Genomic DNA, 23,327 nt, shown 5'->3' on the forward strand with positions numbered 1-23,327 from the left:
TTTTTATTGTGTCTGCTGATTAAGAAGTCGTTTGATCACATCTATTGTTTCCTTGATGCCATAGTTGGCACTGTTGATGCAGAGATCGTAATTTTCGGGTTTCCCCCACTTCTCACCGCTATAAAATTCATAATATTTCCTGTGCTGCTTATCCATCTTCTTAAGGAACTTCACAGCCTGCTTCATATTCATATTCCGGACATCCATGACGTGTTGAACACGTACCTGGAATGGTGCGCTGATGAAAATGCTGATGTGTGGAATATGGTTATTCTTAAGGATTGCATCGGCACATCGACCCATAATCAGACAGTCTTCTGTTCTGGCAAGGTCACAGATCAAATCACTCATATTGAAGAATACTGCATCCTGCTTGTTCAGGCCATGATAACGATTCAGTTCTTTTAACTTTGCCTTCAGGCCTTCATGTGTTTTCTTTCCATATTTATTGAACTCTGTAAAGTTTTCTTTATCCTGTACCTCTCCCTTTTCGGCTTCCAGACGCTTCATTACCTGATCAAAGATTTCCACATCATAGTAATTGATATGAAGATTATCTGCAAGTTCAAATCCAATGTCGTTTCCTGCACTTCCCTGTGTACGGCTGATACAGATCACAAGGTGGTCATCCTCTGAAAGTTTTTCTCTTCTTGCAGCAAGATTCAAAGCCACACGCTCGGCATCCATAATATCTGTAGAGCCAAACATATTCGGAAGCTGTTCGATTTCTTTAAGAATTTCATCATACTGTGTCATCAGGCGGCTTCTCTCACTGTCATCCTTGATGGTACGAGCCATGTTACTGATAAGAGCAAGTTCACTTCGAAGCAGATGTCCATCCGGCTTTGTATACATCAGCATACTTAAGGTACGGATTGTGGTATCGCGGTTTCCTGTAAAAGTACGTCCAAGAGAAGAACCAAGGACACGATAAACTTCTCCATCCAGATCATAGATCCGGGTCGCAAGCTTTGTATAAATTTCTTTGTTTATTTTTTCTGACATTCTTCTCCCCCCTTACATAAAGAACACAAGCATATCCAGGATAAATACCGGAACAAGAAATACCAGTGACCACAGAATATATCCGAAGAAAGACGGCATATTCACACCGTTCTCGTCAGAAATAGCTTTAACCATAAAGTTCGGTGCATTTCCAATGTAGGTATTTGCACCCATAAATACAGCACCACATGAAATTGCTGAGAGCAGTTTTACCGGAATTGTACCAAGGCTTGTGGTAACTCCGTTCATAAAACCAAGGGTTCCTGCTGTGGTAAGGAATACCAGATAGGTCGGGGTATTATCCAGAAAACTGGACAGTGCACCGGTAGCCCAGAACATTTCCAGCGGTTTATAAAGCCCGATCTTCGGTCCAAGTGCTTTCAGAAGCATAAGTGCCGGCTGCATGGTGATAAAAATACCAATAAATAATACTGCAACCTCCTTTATAGCTCCCCAGGTAAAGTGGTTTCTTCTGCGGATACTCTTGTCTGTTGTCTTAAAGGACAAAAATGCAGCAAGAAGGATCATAATAACTTCAATCAGAGCCGGGAAAGTCAGTGTCACTTCTCCCAGGATACGAATACCCTTTACTGCACCTTCTGCGTTCTGGAATGCAGGAAGTCCCGGAAGAACACCGCTTAAGATAACTGCTGCCACGATCATGATCAGAAAGACAATGTTATGAAGTCCATCGATATGGAATTCGGTACCCGGTTTGGAGATGTCCGGTTTACGACCCTGTGCGATATCTTTACGATATGCAAGCTTATCTACATGATAGAAAACAAACAACAGGATCACCATATTAAAGAGCAGTACCGGGAAAAGATGCAGACTCCAGAAGAATGGTACTCCTCGCATAAATCCCATCAGAAGCGGCGGGTCTCCGATCGGTGTCAGGCAGCCGCCCATATTGGACACCATAAAGATAAAGAACACCATGATATGGCTTTTTCTTTTTCTCCAGGAATTCATCTTGATCACCGGACGTACCATCAGCATACTGGCACCCGTTGTTCCAATACAGCTGGATAACAGCGTACCAAATGCCAGAAGGCATACGTTAACTCGCGGAGAACCGGCAAAGTCGCCCTCCATGGTAATATTTCCTGATACACAGAAAAGTCCAAAAAGAAGTACAATAAAAGTAAGATAGTCATTTATGATACAGTCCAGAACTGTTTCAGCAGCATCACCTGCTCCATAAACAACCGCAAAAGGAATGATCATCAGTACGATCCACATAAGTACCACATGCGGCTGATGTGCCTCCCACCATTCTGCTTTGATCAGCGGCATGATTGCAATGCAGAGCAGAAGTCCTGCAAACGGAATGCAGAGCCAGACCGGCACCTGTGCTGTAGTATCCTCTCCGGCAGCCCATACACCTGTCGGACAGGCAAGCAGCATCGTCAGCAGCATTCCAAAAAATGTTACTACTTTTTTCAAAACTGTCGCCCCCTCGTTTAATTTTTTAAGCAGTTGAATTATATCATACACGCATCAAAATACAATCTCTCATTTCTTCAACAAATACGTATATTTTTTCATGTTTTTTGTGCATTTTCCCCAGTTATTGTATTTTTATTTGTACATTGTCGGATTTTTGACAAGTTTTTTCTCTGTTTGTTGTGCATTTTATTGCATTTTAGATATGTATAACATTTTTTGAAATATTTCCTGCAGCCCATATCTTTCCAAAATGTTTTGCATACTCAAAAAGCAGCCCTTCACGGACTGCTTTTTGAACATCTTCGTTTATTATTTCCAATCAGTAATCACTGCTCGATCCAGAAAAGCTCTCTCCTCCACTGGAGAAACTTCCGGAACTTCCATCATTATTATCATCCTTCTTTGGTTTGGCACTCTGACTGACAGTACTGTACAAAAACAGATCTTTCTGTTCATGAAGTTCCAATCCGCCATCCGCGGTGTAGGCATCTGCATCTGTCTGCTGCACTCTTGTTTTCATTTTGCGAAACTGCCTCCAGGTCATAAGCCCTGTCGGGATCGCCATGATCAGGAAGCACAGGAACAGATCTGACAGAAAAATCCCTGCAAAAGAGCTCTCCTGCATATCCAGCGGACGTACCTTCCTGCCTTCACTGATTCTGTCAAGACCACTTCTCAGATTACGGATCAGCGACTGATAGCCGCCCACCGGATCATCTGCCTTGAGATACACTTTGCAGTTATCTAGCATTTCATCCTGCACACTCGTTGAGAAATCCTTCTGTGTGTCTCCTCGAAATACAATCGTGATATTTCTGGTATCCGGCTGATGAAAAATACACATTCCCTCATGCGTATCACCATAGCCAATGTCGTTTTCCTGCATAAACTCTGCCGCATACTGTCTGTAATCTTCCTCCTCACCGATATCAGGTGAGATCAGCAGTACTGCATCATATCCGTATTCGTCATAAATATCTGCCAGTTCCTGGTTCAGCTGTGTCTGCTCTGTCTCATCCAGAAGCCCGTAATCATCAAATACCCAGGAAATCTCTTCTGTGTCTGCCGTATCCGTCTCCGGGGATGCAGACACAGAAAACGGCATCATAAGCCCCAGACACAAAAGAATTACTGTCAGCATCCATCCCATTCTTCTCATCTACATCACCCCCAGTAATCGCAGAAGTGTAACTGCTGCCACCGCCAGAACGGTCAGTGGAATGTGATGCCTGAACCAGTATTTAACTGCCAGCTTCCCGGCAACAGGAAGGTCACCGATCAGATGCCCTGTCTGTCCATTCATTGCAAAGGAATAATTTTTGCCATTCCACTTTGTATTCAGGAACCAGACCGGGAACAGTGCATACTTAACCTTACCTTTTCCGGTTACGGTGATCTTCTCCTGTTTGGGTACCACTGTCGCATATCCATAAACTGTCTTTTCGAAGCTGTCTTTGACACTCTTCTCCATTCGTTCATAGACACGTTCCGTGAGATCATCCGGTTCCTGGTCATATTTGTCCGCCAGATAACCGGAAAGATAGGAAAAATCGAACTCTGTCAGATCCTTGTAATCATACGGCTCGATCGCTTCCATTGTCGTATCATCAATAGTCCTGGAACCATCTACGGGAATTTTTTCAAATTTCATCTTCCCGGAACGGACAACATGATAGAATTTGGTTTCTGTATATGTATAATCCTCATCATCCCAGATACGGGTCCTGGTCGCTTCGTAGCGGAAACGGCCCGCCGTATCCAGATCAAACAGCCAGAATGGAACATACACTGCCTTTATCTCTTCCAGATGGTTCTGCTCCTTAAATATCTTTGGGAGCAGAGGCTTTCCCTCGTAATGCTTCTTAAGTGCTTCAACAGCTTCTTTCTTAGATTTTTGGAACGGAATGATATAATCCGGGCGGTAACTGTCTTTGAACTGCTCCGGCATGATCATCGGATTATCGCAATAAGGACACACCGTAGCTCCTGTTGTCTTTTCTGCCAGAATCTCAGCACCGCAGGAGGGGCAGCTCCAGACAGCCATATTTGCCTTCTCGTCCGACTGCCACTGCTCCGGCTCAAATCCCTCCCAGTGATCTCCCTTCACTTCCTTTACGTCTTCGGCCTGTTCCTCGATCTTATCCAGTTCATCCAGTGAATACGTCTTCCCGCAGTATTCACATTTCATCTTCTGTGATTTACTGTCAAAGGCAAGGCCCGCCGAACAGTTTGGACATTTATAATTTAAAGTATCGGACATAAACCTGTGCCCCTTTCTCTTATGGTCTCGGTTTGCCGCATTCGGAACAGAATTTACCTGTATTCACTGTTCCGCAGCTACAGGTCCATGGTCCTGCCGGACGCGGACTTCCACATTCAGAACAGAATTTGCCTGTATTCACCGTTCCGCAGCTACAGGTCCACTCTGCCTGCGGCACTGGTGCTGGTGCTGACGGCTGCATTGGCTGTGCCTGGGCAGCCTGCTGCTGTCCCATGGTAAAAAGGTTTTGTGCATTCGCACCTCCGACATTCGCTGCCATATTCATTGCCGCAAAGGCCATCGCAGGCCCTGTCTTTTCGTTTGAGGCAGCAGACTGCATCGCACTCGCCTGGGCACCGACCATCTGTGCTGCCGCCATTGTAGGATTTCGGAAGACAGCATTTCTCTGCAGTTCCTTGATCATAGCTTCGTCTTCCTCGGAAGCTTTCACGCTGGATACACCAAGAGAGACGATGCGGATTCCTCTGAGATTATCCCATTTATCAGAGAGTACTTTATTTAATACGTCAGAAAGTTCCTGTGTATGTCCCGGAAGTGCACTGTATCGGATTCCCATCTCTGAAATTTTTGCAAAAGCAGGCTGCAGAGCTGTCATAAGTTCGCTCTTGAGCTGTCCGTCAATCTCTTCTCTGGTATAATCCTGCTCCACATTACCACATACATTTGTATAGAAAAGAACCGGATTGGCAATCTGATAACTGTATTCTCCGAAGCATCTGATCGTAATATCCATATCCAGACCGATATTCATATCCACCACGCGGAACGGAACCGGATTTGGTGTACCGTATTTGTTTCCGACAAGCTCCTTGGTATTGATAAAATAAACTCTCTGATCCTTCGGTGGTTCTCCGCCAAAGGTAAAACGCTTGCCAACCTGCTGGAAAGCTGCCTTGACACCGGCTCCCAGTCCTCCGCAGAAGATGGATGGCTCTGAGGAAGTATCATATATATATTCTCCGGGTTCTGCACACACATCTACAACCTTGCCCTGCTCCACGATCAGCATACACTGTCCGTCATTGACTGCGATCACTGAACCATTTGAGATGATATTCTCAGAACCATGCTTATTCGATGACCTTCCGGATACCTTCTTGTGCGCCTTGGTCACCAGCACATCCGCCGGCATGGATTCACAGTAAAAATACTCTTTCCACTGGTCCGCCAGAACACCGCCTGCGGAACCTAAAGCTGCTTTGATCAGTCCCATAAAAAAGTCCTCCTCTTTTCTGTTTTATTTTGTTGATATAAATTGGTATTACTTATCCGACTTCTGTTTCAGGCTGTCTCAGGAAAGCTTATGAATAAAAAGGCCGCTTCGAAGCTTTGGCTCGAACCAGGTGGACTTCGGCGGCATCAACTTACCCTCGTCCGCGATCTGCATCAGATCTTCCATTGATGTCGGATACATGGCAAAAGCCACTCCATCTGTCTTATCTGCGATCTCTGCCAGTTCTCTGAGCTTATGACTTCCCCCCACGAAGCGGATCCTCTCATCTGTACGCGGATCCCTGATTCCAAGAATCGGGGAGAGAACTTTTTCCTGAAGGATGGAAACATCCAGCTGACCTACCACATCCTTCTTCGCATAAACATCCTCCCAGGCTTTAAGATGATACCAGTTTCCTCCGACATACATTCCCATACAGTGTTTCTCAACCGGCTTGCACGGAAATCCCGGCATGATCATCAATTCAAAATTAAATTTCAGACTCGCAACAAATGCATGCTCATCCATTCCGTTCAGATCACGGACCACTCTGTTATAAGAAAGAATCGTCAGCTGGTCATACGGAAATACTACAGAGAGGAAGTAGTTAAATTCCTCACTTCCGTCATAATCCGGATGTTCCTGTCTCCTCTTAAGTCCCACCTTGACTGCTGAGGCCGCTCTGTGATGTCCATCAGCTATATATACAGAAGGAATATTTCCAAACTGCTCTTTGATAAGCTTCTTCTCTGCTTCCCCATCAATCACCCAGACACGATGACCAATCTCATCCTCTGCTACAAAATCATAGACTGCATCGTGGGAAGCCTTCCAGTTCTCCATCAGATCAAGCAGCTCCTGCGGATATTTGCAGGCAAGGTAGATCGGGCCGGTATTGGCGTCGCACACATCTACATGGCGGATACGATCCTGCTCCTTATCCTCTCTGGTGAGTTCATGCTTCTTAACCACATCATTCAGATAATCATCAATAGAGCAACAGCCAACCAGACCTGTCTGTGTCCTGCCCTTACGCGTCAGTTCATAAATGTAGTAGCACGGTGTCTCGTCCTGGACCATAACTCCGTTTCTTTCCATATCTGCAAGGTTTTCTCTCGCTTTGTAATAAACCTTCGGATCATAAAGATCTGTGTTCTCCGGAAGATCCATCTCCGCACGGTCTACATGAAGGAAGGAATCCGGGTTCTGATCTCCAATCGCCTTCGCCTCTTCTCGTGTTACTACATCATATGGAAGTGCCGCTACCCGCGCCGCCTTGTCAGGGACTGGTCTGAGTGCACAAAATGCCTGAAAAATAGCCATGTCAATTCTCCTTTGTGCTTTAAAATTTCGTGTGTAAAATATAGGTTTATTTTATCATACACCTGCTTTTATTTCAATGAGCACCACTTTTTTTCTGAATCACTAACTTTTTTTGTAAAAACCTAAAAATTTTTGTATTTCCTATTGCAAAATCTCCAATTTATGATATGATAGAAGCATGAAAAGCAGGCAATAATTATGAGTTCAAAATAAATTTTTTAAGGAGGGTTTTTCTCATGACAGAAGGTTTAAAATGGACTGTCAATCACGTTGCCAAATCAGATGACAAGCATCTTGAGTTAATGTCCGAGGACAACGTGAAGAAAGCTAATGAATTTCACAAAAGTTTCCCGCAGTACACAGTAACTCCTCTTCAGGATCTTGCTGAACTGGCATCCTATCTGGGTGTTAAGAGCATCCACTGTAAGGATGAGTCCTATCGTTTCGGACTGAACGCTTTTAAGGTTCTTGGTGGTTCCTACGCAATGGGACGTTACATCGCCAAAGAAGTTGGTAAAGACATCAGCGAGCTTCCATATGCTGTCCTCTCTTCCGAAGAATTAAGAAAAGAATTCGGACAGGCCACCTTCTTCACAGCAACTGACGGAAACCACGGACGCGGAGTTGCATGGGCTGCCAACCGTCTTGGACAGAAAGCTGTTGTACGTATGCCGAAAGGAACAACCAAAACACGTTTTGACAACATCGCCAAAGAGGGCGCTACAGTTACGATCGAAGAAGTCAACTATGATGACTGCGTAAGAATGGCTGCCGCTGAAGCTGCAAAGACGGAGCATGGTATTATCGTTCAGGATACTGCCTGGGACGGATATGAAGAAATCCCATCATGGATCATGCAGGGATACGGAACTATGGTTATGGAAGCTGATCAGCAGCTTAAAGAAGCCGGAATCGATCATCCGACACATGTATTTGTTCAGGCAGGTGTTGGTTCCCTTGCCGGAGCTGTTGTAGGATATTTTGCTCACAAATACAAAGAAAACCCACCGGTTATGGTTGTCTGCGAAGCAAGTGCTGCTGACTGTCTGTATCGCTCCGCTATGAAAGAATCCGGTGAACTTGTTAACGTAGGCGGCGACCTCGAAACCATCATGGCAGGTCTTGCATGTGGCGAAGCGAACACTATCGGATGGGACATCCTCAGAAATCATGTTTCTGTATTCGCATCCTGCCCGGACTGGATGAGTGCAAAAGCAACCAGAATCTACGCTAATCCGCTCGGTAATGATCCTCGTATTGTTTCCGGTGAATCCGGATCTGTTCCGCTCGGTCTGTGCTACACCGCTCTTCATGATGAAGACGCAAAAGATCTCAAGGAAGCCCTGAAGCTGGATGAGAACTCCAACGTTCTTGTAATTTCCACAGAAGGTGACACCGATCCGGTACGCTACCGTGAAATCGTTTGGGATGGTCTCTACGGAACAGACAAATCCTTAAGCAAATAAAACAAGTATAAAACAACCAGGAACTCAAAAACTATTTTAATACATGGGAGGAACTTTAAAATGGATTACTGTAAAATCAAAGAAGCAGCTCAGAATTATCAGGAGGACATGACCCGATTCTTAAGAGCGATCGTTAAAAATCCTGGCGAAAGCTGCGACGAAAGAAAACACATCGAGACAATCGAAGCTGAAATGAAAAAACTGGGCTTTGACGAAGTTGTGATCGACCCACAGGGTAACGTAATCGGTTATATGGGAACCGGCGACAAGATCATCGCTTTCGACGCTCACATCGACACTGTTGGTATCGGTAATATCGAAAACTGGAACTTTGATCCATACGAAGGATACGAGACTGAAGAAGAGATCGGAGGACGTGGTGTATCTGACCAGTGCGGCGGTATCGTATCTGCTGTATACGGTGCAAAGATCATGAAAGACATGGATCTGATCCCGGAAGGCTGCAAGGTTATGGTAGTCGGAACTGTTCAGGAAGAAGACTGTGATGGTCTCTGCTGGCAGTACATCATCAACGAAGACAAGATCCGTCCGGAATTCGTAGTTTCCACAGAGCCTACAGACGGCGGTATCTACAGAGGACAGCGTGGACGTATGGAAATCCGCATCGATGTTAAGGGTGTTTCCTGCCACGGTTCCGCTCCGGAGCGTGGTGACAACGCAATCTACAAAATGGCTGACATTCTTCAGGACGTACGTTCCCTCAACGAGAACGACGATGCTGATGAGACAGAGATCAAAGGTCTTGTTAAAATGCTCAACCCGAAATTCAATCCGGACTGGGAAGAAGCTCGTTTCCTTGGACGCGGTACTGTAACCGTATCCCAGATCTTCTACACCTCTCCTAGCCGCTGTGCAGTAGCCGACTCCTGTGCAGTATCTCTTGACCGTCGTATGACATTCGGAGAAACATGGGAAAGCTGCCTGGATGAGATCCGTGCTCTTCCAAGCGTTCAGAAATATGGCGATGATGTTGTTGTATCCATGTACAACTATGACCGTCCGTCCTACACAGGATGCAAATACGAGATCGAATGCTACTTCCCGACATGGGCTATCCCGAAAGATCACAAAGTAACAAAAGCTCTTGAAGATGCTTACAAGAACCTGTACGGTGAAACCCGTCTTGGAAACGCTGAGACAGAAGAGATGAGAAAAGCCCGTCCACTTACTGACAAATGGACATTCTCCACAAACGGCGTATCCATCATGGGACGTAACGGAATTCCATGCATCGGCTTCGGACCTGGCGCAGAAGCTCAGGCACACGCTCCGAACGAGAAGACATGGAAGATCGACCTCGTAAGATGCGCTGCTGTTTACGCAGCTCTTCCTGCTTCTTATTGCAAGTAAACCTGCAAAGGGAGCGAAGCCCCGCTCCCTCTGCACACCCTTGGGGCTAAAAGCACAGTAGTAATACACTGTCAGATCAGAAAGTTATCAACTAGACTAATTACGAAACCACAAGACTCTTTGTGTTGCAAATACAACCACAACAAACGAACTACGAAATGTGCTGATTGAGGTATTTTTTCTTCTCAGTGTGGGGTATAAATATTTCATAAGGTGATGATCTGAGACGGCCGGTACTTAGTGACCGTATTCTGGTCACTTATGTACCGCTGCCAGTCGAAGTCAGCGAGAGCGTGTCACCGTTGAAATATTTGATTCCACCACACGTTAAAGAAGAATAATCTTAATCAAACATTTCCCATATAAAAAGGAGAAAAACATGAAAACTTTACAGGATTACATCGACAAACTCAACAGCTTAAACTTCAAAGAAATGTACAACAACGACTTCTTCTGGACATGGGACAAAACAAACGAAGAACTCGAAGCAGTATTCACAGTAGCTGATGCTCTCCGTTTCATGAGAGAAAACAACATCTCCACTAAAGTATTCGAGAGCGGCCTTGGAATCTCCATCTTTCGTGACAACTCCACACGTACCCGCTTCTCTTTCGCTTCTGCCTGCAACCTGCTTGGCCTTGAAGTTCAGGATCTCGACGAGAAAAAATCACAGATCGCTCATGGCGAAACTGTTCGTGAAACAGCTAACATGGTATCCTTCATGGCTGATGTAATCGGTATCCGTGATGATATGTACATCGGTAAAGGACATGCTTACCAGAAAGAATTCATGGACGCAGTTACAGAAGGAAACAACGATGGTATCCTTGAGCAGAGACCTACTCTTGTAAACCTTCAGTGCGACGTTGACCATCCGACACAGTGTATGGCTGATATGCTTCATATCATCCACGAATTCGGCGGTGTTGAAAACCTTAAAGGCAAAAAACTTGCTATGACATGGGCTTACTCTCCATCTTATGGCAAACCACTCTCCGTTCCGCAGGGCGTTATCGGTCTGATGACACGTTTCGGTATGGACGTTGTTCTGGCTCATCCGGAAGGATATGATGTAATGCCGGAAGTTGAAGAAATCGCTAAGAAGAACGCTGAAGCTACAGGCGGATCCTTCACAAAGACAAACAGCATGGAAGAAGCATTCAAAGATGCTGATATCGTATATCCAAAGAGCTGGGCTCCATTTGCAGCTATGGAAAAACGTACAAACCTGTATGCTGACGGTGATTTCGACGGAATCGACAAACTGGAAAAAGAACTTCTTGCTCAGAACGCAGAGCACAAAGACTGGGCTTGCACAGAAGAGCTTATGAAGACAACAAAAGACGGAAAGGCTCTGTATCTGCACTGCCTGCCGGCTGACATCACTGGTGTAAGCTGTGAGACAGGTGAAGTTGATGCATCCGTATTCGATCGTTACAGAATCCCGCTTTACAAAGAAGCAAGCTTCAAACCATATGTGATCGCAGCTATGATCATGCTCTCCAAATTCGAAAAACCACAGGATATCCTGAAAAAACTGGAAGTAAAAGCTGCTCCGAGAATTTTCGAATAAAATACAGGTTGTTTACAACGCCAGGCTATAAATATGAGAAGGTTCTTTCTCATATGAAATAAACAGATTAGGAGCCCTGCGGATATGTTCTGCAAGGCTCTTTCTGTTTTCCAATATATGAGACTATTTCTTGTTTTTTCTTATATTGTTTGTTAATTTATGTATTTCAGGAGGTTTTTACAATGTATAAAAGAAAAAGAATCGTCATTGCTCTCGGCGGAAATGCACTGGGCAACACTCTTCCGGAACAGATGCAGGCAGTAAAAACTACAGCAAAAGCACTGTGTGACCTCATTGAAGAAGGCCATCAGGTAGTTGTAGTTCACGGAAACGGACCACAGGTTGGTATGATCAACAATGCCATGGCTGCTCTTTCCAGAGAAGATGAAAATCAGCCAAATACACCTCTCTCCGTCTGTGTTGCCATGAGCCAGGCATATATCGGATATGACCTGCAGAATGCACTCCGTGAAGAGCTTCGTAAACGTGGATTTATGCGCACACCGGTTGTTACTGTTGTTACACAGGTACGTGTAGACGAAAACGACCCTGCTTTCCAGAACCCAAGCAAGCCAATCGGTCACTTTATGACAAAAGAACAGGCTGAACATGCCGAAAAAGCATATGGCTATGTCATGAAAGAAGATGCAGGACGCGGTTACCGCCGTGTTGTTGCTTCCCCGAAACCGGTTGAGATCGTTGAACAGGATGCGATCAACAGTCTTGTCGATGCAAACAAGATTGTAATCTGCTGCGGCGGCGGCGGAATCCCGGTTACTCTTCAGGGAGACCATCTCAAAGGTGCTTCTGCCGTTATCGACAAAGATTTTGCAAGCTGTCTGCTTGCCAAGGAACTGGATGCAGACATGTTGATCATCCTCACCGCTGTTGAAAAGGTTGCCGTAAACTTCGGCAAGGAAAACGAGAAATGGCTGGACGACATGACTGTAGAAGAAGCTCAGAAATATGTAGAAGAAGGTCAGTTCGCACCAGGTTCCATGCTCCCGAAGGTACAGGCTGCCATGGACTTCGCTTCCTCCAAACCAGAACGCACAGCTATGATCACGCTTCTCGAAAAAGCAAAAGACGGTATCCAGGGCAAAACCGGTACCAAGATTCATATTTAATCCAAAAGGCCAGCGGCCACAGAAGCATTTCCCCTCCAGTCCATTGCTTCTGTGGCCGTTTTGACTTCACCAGAAAAGACTCCCGATTCTGTATATTTCAAAAATCAACACAAATACAGTATTTTTGTTTTATTTTTAATCACAAAACCACACGATAATTAAGAGAAAAACCACAAAAAACATATTTCGACTTGTTTTTTGTCAGGAAAGCAGGTATAATAGATGGTAGCAAATCGAAACAGAACATTCCTTTTAGAATGGATGGAGGTATTATGGGCGAGAATTATAATGGCATGGCAGTAGGGATTTTTGAACTCGACAGTTTTGCTGCCTGCTTCGTAGCACTGGATGCTGCTTCCAAAGCAGCAAATGTAAGGATTCAGAACATTGAGCGTAACCGTCTTGGTGCAGGTGCCTGCGTGAAGATGCGTGGTTCTGTCTCTGATGTAAATGCCGCAATGGACGCTGCTCTCCACACTGCAGAACCAATTGCCAAGATTGTTTCCCACACGATCATCGCATCTCCGGCACATGACACAGAACCGGCTATGTACATGACCGCAAACAAATAAGCACAATACTATATGATGAAATGAGGATTCTGTTATGAGATATGGAGCATTTGGATTAGTGGAAGTTATCGGAAGCAGCAATGCAGTGATCGTGATCGACCAGATGCTGAAGACTGCTGATGTATCCTGCCTTACCCGAAACGGCAAATGCGGCGGACATGAGACAGTTTTTATGACTGGTGATGTATCCGCAGTTACTGCTGCTGTACAGGCAGTTAAGGAAAACCCGCCATGTGAGATTATTTTTTCAGCTATGATCTCCAACCCTTCCGAGGAGACAGTACGTCTCGCTGAGGAGGACGCTGAGAAACACGGATTTCTTAAGAAACCGGCAAAGAAGACCGGAGCAAAGAAATAAGAATTACATAAGAAAAGACCATGTAAGAAGCTTGCAGTATATGTTCGGAATTCTGAAACATTCTGCACTTTTACATGGTCTTTTTATATTCTTACGGTTACTAAGATTTCAACGATCCTGATTTTTCATGGTGTGTCTATATCTACAAGTTCTCTTGCATCTTTCATTTCAAGATACGTCACATCGTCAGGATGTCTGTTTATGATCTGTTTGCCGCCTTTGTCTCCTGTAATCTCCATCAGTTCCTGATAATATTTCCGGGAGAAGATGCAGGGGTTTCCGGTTCTTGCACCAAGAAGGGTGCATGCCATGCCTTTGTGTTCTGCGAGGAACTTGTGAACCAGATCACTGATGGTCTCTGCAGTGAGCCAGGGCTGGTCAGATACGGTAAAGAGGCATGCTGATGATTCTTTTGCGGCGGCAAGTCCGATCTGCATGGAGGAAGAGATACCTCGTTCCGGATGTGGATTAATCAGAACCCGGGCTCCTGATTCTTGTGCTTTGGATGCAATCTCTTCGTACTGGGTAACAACTATGATCTCACAGTTTTTAAATTCTCTGGCTGCTGTCTGAAGCTTCTTAAGTGTCCGCAGATACATCGGCACTCCATCAATTTCGTACAGCAATTTGTTGGAGCCGAAACGGCGGCTGTTTCCTGCAGCAAGCATAATAAGTGAAAGATCACAGGTATGATGATATTCTTTCTTCTTAAGGCTTCCCCAGACTGTGTGGATTCCCTGGCATTCAAGTTCTCCGGCGATCCGTTGTACCGCTTCTGCTTTACCTGAGATATCCGCTTTATTCAGCAGGATTCGATATTTTCGCTTACCCACGCATTTCCTCAGTCCTTCTTCAGAAGCTGCAATTTTCACGATATCATCTTCTGCAACTGTCTCTTCCATTCCTTTTCTGAGGAAAGCTGCGACTTTCTCCGGCCTGTGGCAGGTCTTCCGGATCGGCTCTCCGAGTGCATCCATACCAACGACTCCGATGACCAGATCCACAAACTCCGGGATCACCGGTTCCCACTCTCCCGGTACCTTGAGCGGCAGACGTTTTGCCCCGTCTGCCTCGATCAGAAGAACATCACACAGCCTCTTAATTTTCGGCAATTTCTCTTCCGGAAGACAGCCGATTTTTCCTTTGCTGCGATTCAGACCAGCTGCCACAGTATAGCCGAAATTCTTCAGTTGATCACAGATCTTATCTGTATCTCCATCTTCCGCAAACGGGCGGTCAGGTTCATAAGCCATATGTGTGGTCGTTGTCACGATCACCTTTTTTCCACCGGCAACAAATTCTTCCATCAACCGAAAAATCAGGCTTGTCTTGCCGCCACCGCCGACTACAGCGATTACAGAAGTTGTCTCTGCATCGATTGCCAATGCTTCCAGAAGGTTTTTTTGCATCACGGCAGAACTCCGTTCGCCAGCAATACTTCCACTACGCTTCCGGCAATGCAGCGGGCCTTGTCTGAGATGGTATTGCAGTTTTTCTTCTGTTCCCTGCGCGGATCGATATCCGCAATCTTCATTCCCTCCGGCACCTTATAGCCATCACGGAGGATGCCCCGGAGCACTCCTGTCAGAGAGGCTCTCACCGGTGTTTCATCGACCATCGCAATGATCTGCTCTTTTTGTACAATATCACCGATCTCGGAGTAGTTATGCATGTTCCCTGCTGCCGGGGAGTGGATCACACGCTCTTTGCCATATCCGGCGATCACACCGGGAACTCCTGTATTTGGTGCTGCCGGTCCTGCGGAGATAATTCTTGCAAGATCATGACCTCTCTGCGTTTCTATAACAAAATCTACGTCCTTTCCGGCTTCAAATCCCGGTCCCAGAGCCACGGTAAGAGGAGCCATCTCTCTTGTCGTTCCGAGATTTTTTTTGGCGAGGATCGCATCGATCAGTGCATCCGGTCTTAGTTCTCTCACTGTCTCTCCACTCTCATCGATGAGAACCGGAATCTCGCCATTGTCCCAGACGTTCTGGCATTCGCTGACCTCCGTGATCCGTCTTCCTGTCACGCCTTCCACGCAGGATGTACCATCGTAGACCGCCTCTCCAAAGGAAACCTCTCTGCGGATCGCACTTGGCCTTCTGCATTCCAGCACCAGCACCTGATATCCACATCTGTACAGTCTGTGAATCACCCCGCTGGCAAGATCACCTCCGCCGCGGACGATTAATTTTGTTTTATGTTCCATGTTTTTATATTCCCTTCTCTGCATTCTCATGCATAACTTTTTCTACCGCATTGACAATATTCTGGTAACCGGTACAGCGGCAGAGATTTCCGGACATTTTTTTACGGATTTCTTCTCTGGTCAGTTCTTTTCCCTGCTCAAGAAGCACCGTCGCGGACATGATAAATCCCGGTGTACAGAAACCGCACTGAATGGCACCTTCTTCGATAAAGGCTTCCTGAATCCTGGTGATCTCACCGTTTTTTTCCAGCCCTTCCAGAGTGCGAATGTTTTTGCCCTCTGCCCAGACAGCAAGATAAATACAGGAATCTATGGTTTCGCCATCTATAATGACCGTACAGGCACCACACTCGCCCACCTCACAGCCTTTTTTTACCGAAGTAAGACCCAGACGGTTTCTCAGCATATCGAGAAGTGATTCTCTCGGATCGACGTATTCTGCCACTTCTTTTCCGTTTACAGTACATTCTACCAGTACTTTCTCTCTTTTCATGCTTCCTCACCTCCCTGATCTTTCGCAGGTACACCTGCAAGTTTTACCGTTTGGATCAGTGCCCGGCGTGCGATCTCTCCGCCGATCTGAAGCCTGAAATCCCTCGATGCTCTCCAGGAATCTCTTGGATGGATTTCTTTTCGGATACTGTCTTCCAGCTTCTGATATAACTCCTCTCCAGGCTTCTGCCCCTTAAGCAGTTCCTCAGTTTCCACACAGCGGTACGGAACCGGTGCAGCTACACCAAAGGTGATACGCACATCTTCCAGGATATTTTTGGCAGAATCTATCCTGCTGACTACGCTGCAGCTTAAAGTTGCGATATCCATAGCATTCCTCATCGAATACTTGATGTAATGTCCGTGATATCCCTCATACTCGGCACGCGGAATGATCACATGCGTCAGGACCTCTCCCGGATGAAGGTCAACACGTCCCGGTCCGAGATAAAACTCTCTGACCGGCACTGTCCTTCCTCCCTCGGCATTTGCTATCTTAAGAAGAGCATTATAGGAAAAAACCGTCGGCACACTGTCAGCACTGACCGCGCCATTGCAGATATTTCCTCCGATCGTACCTATGTTTCGGATCTGCGGACCTCCGACCTGATCTACCGCTTCTCCAAGCACAGGAATACACTCCTGAATAACAGGGTCTGCCGTAATATGAGAAAATACAGTTCCTGCACCTATATAAATATCTCCGGAATCTTTCTTTTCGACTCCTTTGATTTCTTCAATGTCACGGATCGACACCAGGGAGGAACCTGCCATTTTTCCCTCACGGATCTTAATCAGAACATCACTTCCTCCCGAGATGATTCTTGCATCCGGATGTTCTGTAAGAAGCGCTATGGCTTCTGAAACGGATTTTGCGTTATAATAATTTTCAATATCATACATAGCAAGCTTTCTCCTCTCAGATATTATCTGCTGTCCGCTGCGATCAGCCCATGTTTCCGAAAACCATCGATCAGTTTCTGCGGTGTCAGTGGATTCTCGTTGAATGCAATTCCTGTCGCATGCAGGACAGCATTTCGGATTGCCGGTGCACACGGAATTGCCGGCGGCTCACCTAAGGCCTTATTTCCATATGGTCCGATCGGATCATTCAGTTCCACAAAATCTACTTTGATCTCCGGAGTATCGAGCATGGTCATCATCTTGTAGTCCAGAAGATTTCCATTCAGCGGACGTCCCGTCTTCTCATCCAGGAGCAGCTGCTCGCTGATGCCATATCCCATACCCATGGACATACCGCCCTGCACCTGCATCTCGGCAAGCTGTGGATTTATAAGTTTCCCGCTGTCATGCACATTGATGATATGAAGGATCTTAATCTTTCCGAGTTTAAGATCTACCTCAACCTCTGCAAAACAGCAGCCGGTCGCAATGGTATTTCTTTTCACCTGTTCCGAGACTTCTGCGGTCAGCACAGAGGAATTCGTCAGGCTGTAATAACTCTCCTCTGCCAGTGCTGAAAGAGAGATCGCTCTCTCCCCTCCTGCCCAGATCCAGTTATCCCTAAGCTCAAGTTCTGTGGTATCAATGTCCGGAAGCAGTGTTTTGGCATAGGCGAGGATCTTATCACGGAGGATCTCTGCACAATGACGGACTGCCGTTCCTGTCACAAACGTCTGTCTGGACGCATATGCACCGGTATCAAATGGCGAAATATCCGTATCCTGCGTGGACATGATATGTACATGCTCCATATCTGTCTGAAGTGTTTCTGCAACCATCTGGGAGAATACGGTATCTGCTCCCTGTCCGATCTCTGTGGCTCCAAGGATCACCTGCACGCTTCCATCCTGGTTCAGCGAAAGTCTTGCTCCTGATATTTCCAGAGAGATCGGCCAGACACCTGTCTTATAAGAGAACAGTGCCATACCGACACCTCTTCGGATAGACCCGCTCTGACCGGCATATTCTTTGCGTTTTTCATCCCAGCGAATATAGTCTGCGCCTTTTTTGAGGCATTCAAATATACCGTTTGAATTTGCCGCGATCGGTTTCAGATAAATATCTTCATAATAGCCCCGGATCAGGTTTTTACGACGAAATTCGAGGGGATCCATATGAATCGCATTTGCAACATCATCCATAAAGCATTCTATCGCAAAGCATACCTGAGGTATTCCATATCCGCGCATTGCACCGGCAACCGGTGTATTGGTGTAGACCGTATAGGCTTCTCCCCGGATGTTCGGACAGGCATACTGCAGACGCCAGGAGGTCAGTCCGTTCGCTGCGATCGCATGACCATGAGAGGCATAAGCACCCTGATTCGAGTAAGAATGCATATCCTTGGCAAGAAGCCTGCCCTCCTTATCCACACCCGCTGCAAGATCAAATTCGATGGAATGACGGGTTCTGGTGTTGCAGAAGGTTTCTTCCCTGCTGATATCCAGTTTGACCGGTCTGCCGCCCACCTGCGTGGTCAAAAAGGCATTCAGAGGCTCATAGAGAACATCCTGCTTATTTCCGAAACCGCCTCCGATGTATGGCTTGATCACACGAACACGGCCCCACGGAATTCCCAGTGCCTGGCCGATCACTCGACGGACGATATGAGGAATCTGTGTGGAAGTCACTACCACAACCCTGCCTTTTTCCATGTAGGCATAGGAGATCGGATTCTCAATATGACAGTGCTGAACAATCGGTGTCTTATAAGTTCCACGCACGATCGTTTCAGATTCTTTCATTCCTTTCTCCACATCCCCGACCATATAATTGGAACGTGCCAGTACATTGTCTTTCTTATCGAAGTGGATCGGCGGATTACTTCCCTGCATGGATTTTCGGGGATGGATCTCTACCGGATATTCCTCATATTCTACCCGGATCAGTTTCAATGCCCGTGATGCCGTGATCTCATCCTCTGCAATAACTGCTGCAATATCATCTCCATAATAACGCACCCGGCCTGTAAGAAGATTTCTGTCTGCCACATCCTGATGTGCCGGCTCTACTGACCATGGATGTCCCGGTGTCGGATAACAATGATCCGGTACGTCTTTGAAGGTCACAACCTTCACGACACCCTCCAGCGCTTCTGCCGCTTTTGTGTCAATAGAGGTTACGATACCATTTCCGATAGATGCATGCAGTATTTTTGCAGTCAGACACCCCTGCGGTATCAGATCCTCTGTAAATTTGGCTCTGCCGGTCACCTTTTCATACGCGTCTACACGCGGAACGCTTTTTCCTATCATAACCTTTCACCTGCCCTCATTTTATTCACAAATCAGAAGCTTTTCCCCTGTTTTCTGAAAAATCAGCTGCTATAAAAAGAGCCGGTTGAGTTCCAAGAAACTTCTCTGTTCCCCTCTGAACTCACGTCCGGCTCCGAACCATGCTATTTTCCACTTCAGGTATTCTGTTTATCAGGATTACTGTTTATTTCATTCACAGCAACCTATCAGATACTCTGATTGTAACATATTCTACAGCATGTTTGCAATCTCTTTTGATAATTTTCAGACTTTTATATCTTAGTATTTACCGTACAGGCGTAAAGATTCCCCGCTGATCATGGATCACGCCACGCGGGCATTTTACAGAACACATACCACAGCTTAAGCAGAGCTCCTCATCTATCACTGCACAATTGTCCGTTACTCTGACTGCTCCTGCAGTACAGGTTTTCTCACAGATCCCGCATCCTATACAGCTTACTTCACACTGCTTTTTCGCCTCTGCCCCCTTACTCTTGTTGGAGCATTTGACTACAATATAGTTTGCACATTCATGGATATGAATGATCTGCTGCGGACAGGCTTTGACACATTTTTTGCAGGCGATACATTTGGATTCATCCACTTCTGCCACTCCATACTCATTGATGGAGATTGCATCTAATTTACATGCTTCGACACAGGCACCACAGCCGATACAGCCGTCACTGCAGCCTGTTTCTCCTTTCACCGCCCTGCATCCACCGTTACAGGCTACAAGGGCTGCCCTGTATGGAAATTTCTTTTTGACTGCCATAATCAACCCTTCCTTTCGTATGGTGTACCGGCAAGCGGAAGCTCATATCTGCGGATTCCATCATATCTGAAATATGCATCAGCAATGGCCGGCGCTGTCTGGATCGACGTGATCTCACCGATACCAATTGCTCCACAGGCCACATTCAGTCCCGGCTTGTCAACAACGATCGCTTTGATCTTCGGAACCTCATGGGAACGGAACAGTCCAAGAGAACCATACTTCTGTATTGGTTTACAGTTTTCGTCGATCGGATACTGTTCTCTCAGTGCAAATCCCATGGACATAACAACTCCGCCCTCGATCTGACCCTCACAGGACAGTGGATTGACAGCCTTGCCTACATCATGTGCGGCAACCAGCTGCTCCAGTTTACCGGTTTTCGGATCCAGAATACACATCTGTGTCGCATATCCATATGCCACATGAGATACCGGATTTGGTACATTTGCTCCAAGCGGATCTGTCTTTGCCAGATACTCTCCGTAATATACGATCCCCTTCATATCCTTAAGCTCTTTGCCCTTTCGCCGGTCTTCCATCAGTTTCTCACAGGCTCTTCGGCAGGCCTCTCCTGTGATCATAGTCTGTCTGGAACCGGAAGTTGTTCCGGAATCTGGAGCGATCCAGGTATTGCTTCTCTCATATACGATGTCCTCATGCGTAAGATCCGTGTTTGTAACCACCATCTGCACAAGAACCGTTCCAAGTCCCTGACCGATACAGGATGCTCCGGAATAGATATGCAGCTTCTCATCATCCTCAACGATCAGCTTCACGCGGCCCGTATCCGGGATACCAACACCTACACCGGCATTTTTCATGGCACAGCCGATTCCGACTGGTTTTCCTGCTGCCATTGCAGCATCATAGTCTTCCTTAACTGCTTCCAGTGTCTCAATAAGTCCGGTCGATTCATCTACGATCTGCCCATTCGGAAGAACCTCTCCCGGACGGATCGCATTACGATAACGAATCTCCCACGGTGTGATGCCAACTTTGTCAGCCATCATATTCAGGAGAGTTTCTGTCGCAAAACAGGTCTGTGTTACACCAAATCCACGGAAAGCTCCTGCCGGTGGATTGTTTGTATAGTACGCGGTTCCCTCAATCTCAAAATTTTCATAATGGTACGGACCTGCCGCATGGGTGCATGCACGTTCCAGTACCGGACCGCCCAGTGAAGCAAAAGCTCCTGTATCTGAAACTACTACTGCTTTTACTCCCATAATATTTCCGTCCTCATCACATCCCATGGTCATATCCATGGAGAACGGATGGCGTTTCGGATGAACAAGGAGGGATTCTGCCCTGGTCAGTTTCATCTTCACAGGTTTCTTCGTTACATAGGTGAGAAGAGATGCCAGATGCTGCACTGTCATATCTTCCTTACCGCCAAAACCGCCGCCTACCAGTGCATTCTGAACTTTTACTTTGTCAGTTCCAAGAAGCAGCGAGCATTCATGGAGTGTCTGATGTGCAGACTGATCTGTAGAATAAACAAAAATATCTCCATCTTCATCATAGAAAGCCACTGCACATTCCGGCTCCAGAAACGCATGCTCCGTCCAGGGTGTCTCAAAATGCTTTGAGAGCACATGTCTTGCATTTCGGATTGCTTCCTCTGCATTTCCTCTGCTGATGTGTTTATGTGCACAGATATTGTTTTCTTCTTCGTCAAAAACCTTTGGTGCATCCGGTGCAGCTGCTTGTGCGGTCGTATGCACATGAGGAAGTACTTCGTACTCTACCTTGATAAGCTTCACAGCCTTTTCTGCCGTTTCACGGTCTTTGGCCGCCACCAGTGCAATCGCATCGCCAAGATAATGCACAAGACCGCCAACCGGGATCAGCGTATACTGGTCATGCTTCAGATGACCGATTTTATTTTCTCCCGGAATATCTTCTGCTGTCACCACTGCTTCCACGCCCGGAAAAGCTTTTGCTTTAGACGTGTCAACGGAAAGAACCCTTGCACGTGCATATTTACTTCTGAGAGCCACGCCGTGAAGCATTCCATCCAGATAATAATCATCCGGATATTTTCCATAACCCAGAACTTTCTCTTCTACATCGATCCTTGCTACGCAGTTTCCAAGTGTCCAGTTCGAATCTCCGTCATCCGGAAGCTCACCTGATCTTAAAATCTTTGCAGCCAGACGAACAGCATCCATGATCTTTACATATCCTGTACAGCGGCAATAGTTATTGCGCAGTGCATATCGGATCTCATCATCGGAAGGTTCCATATTTTCGTCAAGAAGTGCTTTCGTACACATTACCATTCCAGGAATGCAGAATCCACACTGAACTGCTCCGGCCTTTCCATATGCATAGGTGTATACCTTTGCCTCCCATTCTGTCAGGCCTTCTACTGTTATGATTTCTTTCCCATTCAGAGAGTCGGTATCCGGGACACATGCCTTGCAGGTTTTTCCATCGATGATCACTGTACAGGCTCCACATGCTCCCTCACTGCATCCGTCTTTTACAGATGTCAGATGAAGCTCATCTCTTAAGAATCTTATGAGCTTCTGATTTTTTTCCGGGCAGACACTCTGCCCGTTTACTTTAAATACTGCCATAGTGGATTCTCCTTTCCTGTTCTGACGGGTATCAGCCTCCGTCAGCCCTAAGGCAGAAACGGAAGCTGAAATCCCCTGGTATTACCCTAACAGGTAAGCATATTTATTGATTACGGCACAGATAAGCTTTGACAGTCCCTCCGTCAGGATGCCGGATGGCTGATCTGCCTTTACAGTTTCTTCTTTATCTGCAACTCTTACTCTGACTTCTTTCTTCTCTGCATCAAGTACGACAAAGCCGTTGTTTGTACTGTCCTTCATGTCCTCTTCTGTCGCAAATAATGTAAATTTGTCTTTGTAT

20 protein-coding genes are annotated in these 23,327 nt (G+C 46.2%); 6 read left to right on the forward strand and 14 right to left on the reverse strand.

The features are described from left to right. Positions 1-3: 3 nt before the first annotated feature. The 7 genes from LIR34_RS01630 to LIR34_RS01660 form a co-directional block, all read right to left on the reverse strand. Positions 4-1,005, reverse strand: coding sequence for a cytidylate kinase-like family protein (locus LIR34_RS01630; RefSeq protein WP_173901708.1), 1,002 nt, complete (start codon positions 1,003-1,005; stop codon positions 4-6). A gap of 12 nt (positions 1,006-1,017) precedes the next feature. Further along, positions 1,018-2,415, reverse strand: coding sequence for a sodium:proton antiporter (locus LIR34_RS01635; RefSeq protein WP_373090500.1), 1,398 nt, complete (start codon positions 2,413-2,415; stop codon positions 1,018-1,020). A 238-nt stretch (positions 2,416-2,653) separates the two neighbouring features. Further along, on the reverse strand, positions 2,654-2,776 hold the full coding sequence (locus LIR34_RS01640) for a hypothetical protein (protein WP_264475360.1): 123 nt from the start codon (positions 2,774-2,776) through the stop codon (positions 2,654-2,656). Continuing rightward, positions 2,777-3,616, reverse strand: coding sequence for a TPM domain-containing protein (locus tag LIR34_RS01645; RefSeq protein WP_161284415.1), 840 nt, complete (start codon positions 3,614-3,616; stop codon positions 2,777-2,779). After that, positions 3,617-4,717 carry a hypothetical protein gene (locus tag LIR34_RS01650; protein ID WP_227239683.1) on the reverse strand — a complete coding sequence of 367 codons (1,101 nt, stop codon included), beginning with the start codon at positions 4,715-4,717 and terminating at the stop codon, positions 3,617-3,619. It abuts the gene before it with no gap. 19 nt (positions 4,718-4,736) lie between these two features. After that, positions 4,737-5,951 carry an SPFH domain-containing protein gene (locus tag LIR34_RS01655; RefSeq protein WP_173901707.1) on the reverse strand — a complete coding sequence of 405 codons (1,215 nt, stop codon included), beginning with the start codon at positions 5,949-5,951 and terminating at the stop codon, positions 4,737-4,739. 78 nt (positions 5,952-6,029) lie between these two features. Continuing rightward, positions 6,030-7,274 (reverse strand): DUF1015 domain-containing protein, encoded by a 1,245-nt coding sequence (locus LIR34_RS01660; RefSeq protein ID WP_173901706.1) that lies wholly within the window; start codon positions 7,272-7,274, stop codon positions 6,030-6,032. A 236-nt stretch (positions 7,275-7,510) separates the two neighbouring features. Here LIR34_RS01660 and dpaL point away from each other — a divergent pair, with 236 nt between their 5' ends. The 6 genes from dpaL to LIR34_RS01690 all read left to right on the forward strand — a co-directional run bounded on the left by dpaL (position 7,511) and on the right by LIR34_RS01690 (position 13,741). Further along, positions 7,511-8,740 (forward strand): diaminopropionate ammonia-lyase, encoded by a 1,230-nt coding sequence (gene dpaL / locus LIR34_RS01665; RefSeq protein WP_161284412.1) that lies wholly within the window; start codon positions 7,511-7,513, stop codon positions 8,738-8,740. A gap of 60 nt (positions 8,741-8,800) precedes the next feature. Continuing rightward, positions 8,801-10,111, forward strand: coding sequence for a YgeY family selenium metabolism-linked hydrolase (locus LIR34_RS01670; protein ID WP_161284411.1), 1,311 nt, complete (start codon positions 8,801-8,803; stop codon positions 10,109-10,111). A 379-nt stretch (positions 10,112-10,490) separates the two neighbouring features. Next, positions 10,491-11,684 (forward strand): knotted carbamoyltransferase YgeW, encoded by a 1,194-nt coding sequence (ygeW, locus tag LIR34_RS01675; protein ID WP_173901705.1) that lies wholly within the window; start codon positions 10,491-10,493, stop codon positions 11,682-11,684. Between the two features lie 182 nt (positions 11,685-11,866). Further along, positions 11,867-12,811, forward strand: coding sequence for a carbamate kinase (gene arcC, locus LIR34_RS01680; protein ID WP_161284409.1), 945 nt, complete (start codon positions 11,867-11,869; stop codon positions 12,809-12,811). A 272-nt stretch (positions 12,812-13,083) separates the two neighbouring features. Next, positions 13,084-13,383, forward strand: coding sequence for a BMC domain-containing protein (locus LIR34_RS01685; protein WP_173901704.1), 300 nt, complete (start codon positions 13,084-13,086; stop codon positions 13,381-13,383). Between the two features lie 34 nt (positions 13,384-13,417). Further along, positions 13,418-13,741 carry a BMC domain-containing protein gene (locus tag LIR34_RS01690; protein WP_173901703.1) on the forward strand — a complete coding sequence of 108 codons (324 nt, stop codon included), beginning with the start codon at positions 13,418-13,420 and terminating at the stop codon, positions 13,739-13,741. Between the two features lie 125 nt (positions 13,742-13,866). Here LIR34_RS01690 and yqeC read toward each other — a convergent pair whose 3' ends face one another. From yqeC to xdh, 7 genes are all read right to left on the reverse strand, one after another. Continuing rightward, the gene (yqeC, locus tag LIR34_RS01695) at positions 13,867-15,150 is read right to left on the reverse strand and encodes a selenium cofactor biosynthesis protein YqeC (protein WP_244092144.1); all 1,284 of its coding nucleotides are present in this window, start codon (positions 15,148-15,150) and stop codon (positions 13,867-13,869) included. Next, positions 15,150-15,953, reverse strand: coding sequence for a selenium-dependent molybdenum cofactor biosynthesis protein YqeB (gene yqeB / locus LIR34_RS01700; RefSeq protein ID WP_161284405.1), 804 nt, complete (start codon positions 15,951-15,953; stop codon positions 15,150-15,152). Before yqeB ends, yqeC begins: the two co-directional genes overlap by 1 nt. A 4-nt stretch (positions 15,954-15,957) precedes the next feature. Next, entirely contained in the window at positions 15,958-16,446 is a 489-nt protein-coding gene (gene xdhC, locus LIR34_RS01705) for a xanthine dehydrogenase subunit XdhC (protein ID WP_161284404.1), read from the reverse strand. Then, positions 16,443-17,348, reverse strand: a complete 906-nt coding sequence (gene xdhB / locus LIR34_RS01710; protein ID WP_161284403.1) for a xanthine dehydrogenase subunit XdhB — start codon at positions 17,346-17,348, stop codon at positions 16,443-16,445. The genes xdhC and xdhB overlap by 4 nt, the downstream gene beginning before the upstream one ends. Before the next feature lie 23 nt (positions 17,349-17,371). Then, positions 17,372-19,663, reverse strand: coding sequence for a xanthine dehydrogenase subunit XdhA (gene xdhA / locus LIR34_RS01715; protein ID WP_161284402.1), 2,292 nt, complete (start codon positions 19,661-19,663; stop codon positions 17,372-17,374). Between the two features lie 286 nt (positions 19,664-19,949). Then, on the reverse strand, positions 19,950-20,441 hold the full coding sequence (locus LIR34_RS01720; protein WP_173901701.1) for a 4Fe-4S binding protein: 492 nt from the start codon (positions 20,439-20,441) through the stop codon (positions 19,950-19,952). A gap of 2 nt (positions 20,442-20,443) precedes the next feature. Then, positions 20,444-23,026, reverse strand: coding sequence for a selenium-dependent xanthine dehydrogenase (gene xdh, locus LIR34_RS01725; RefSeq protein WP_265107695.1), 2,583 nt, complete (start codon positions 23,024-23,026; stop codon positions 20,444-20,446). Between the last annotated feature and the right edge of the window lie 301 nt (positions 23,027-23,327).

The organism is Blautia sp. MSK17_66, from assembly GCF_020538025.1.
Lineage (GTDB): Bacteria > Bacillota > Clostridia > Lachnospirales > Lachnospiraceae > Blautia_A.

Coding starts and splice junctions, on each gene's coding strand:
- LIR34_RS01630 (WP_173901708.1), bottom strand. CDS start 1,005: ATGTCAGAAAAAATAAACAAAGAAATTTATACAAAGCTTGCGACCCGG.
- LIR34_RS01635 (WP_373090500.1), bottom strand. CDS start 2,415: ATGCTGCTTGCCTGTCCGACAGGTGTATGGGCTGCCGGAGAGGATACT.
- LIR34_RS01645 (WP_161284415.1), bottom strand. CDS start 3,616: ATGAGAAGAATGGGATGGATGCTGACAGTAATTCTTTTGTGTCTGGGG.
- LIR34_RS01650 (WP_227239683.1), bottom strand. CDS start 4,717: ATGTCCGATACTTTAAATTATAAATGTCCAAACTGTTCGGCGGGCCTT.
- LIR34_RS01655 (WP_173901707.1), bottom strand. CDS start 5,951: ATGGGACTGATCAAAGCAGCTTTAGGTTCCGCAGGCGGTGTTCTGGCG.
- LIR34_RS01660 (WP_173901706.1), bottom strand. CDS start 7,274: ATGGCTATTTTTCAGGCATTTTGTGCACTCAGACCAGTCCCTGACAAG.
- dpaL (WP_161284412.1), top strand. CDS start 7,511: ATGACAGAAGGTTTAAAATGGACTGTCAATCACGTTGCCAAATCAGAT.
- LIR34_RS01670 (WP_161284411.1), top strand. CDS start 8,801: ATGGATTACTGTAAAATCAAAGAAGCAGCTCAGAATTATCAGGAGGAC.
- ygeW (WP_173901705.1), top strand. CDS start 10,491: ATGAAAACTTTACAGGATTACATCGACAAACTCAACAGCTTAAACTTC.
- arcC (WP_161284409.1), top strand. CDS start 11,867: ATGTATAAAAGAAAAAGAATCGTCATTGCTCTCGGCGGAAATGCACTG.
- LIR34_RS01685 (WP_173901704.1), top strand. CDS start 13,084: ATGGGCGAGAATTATAATGGCATGGCAGTAGGGATTTTTGAACTCGAC.
- LIR34_RS01690 (WP_173901703.1), top strand. CDS start 13,418: ATGAGATATGGAGCATTTGGATTAGTGGAAGTTATCGGAAGCAGCAAT.
- yqeC (WP_244092144.1), bottom strand. CDS start 15,150: ATGCAAAAAAACCTTCTGGAAGCATTGGCAATCGATGCAGAGACAACT.
- yqeB (WP_161284405.1), bottom strand. CDS start 15,953: ATGGAACATAAAACAAAATTAATCGTCCGCGGCGGAGGTGATCTTGCC.
- xdhC (WP_161284404.1), bottom strand. CDS start 16,446: ATGAAAAGAGAGAAAGTACTGGTAGAATGTACTGTAAACGGAAAAGAA.
- xdhB (WP_161284403.1), bottom strand. CDS start 17,348: ATGTATGATATTGAAAATTATTATAACGCAAAATCCGTTTCAGAAGCC.
- xdhA (WP_161284402.1), bottom strand. CDS start 19,663: ATGATAGGAAAAAGCGTTCCGCGTGTAGACGCGTATGAAAAGGTGACC.
- LIR34_RS01720 (WP_173901701.1), bottom strand. CDS start 20,441: ATGGCAGTCAAAAAGAAATTTCCATACAGGGCAGCCCTTGTAGCCTGT.
- xdh (WP_265107695.1), bottom strand. CDS start 23,026: ATGGCAGTATTTAAAGTAAACGGGCAGAGTGTCTGCCCGGAAAAAAAT.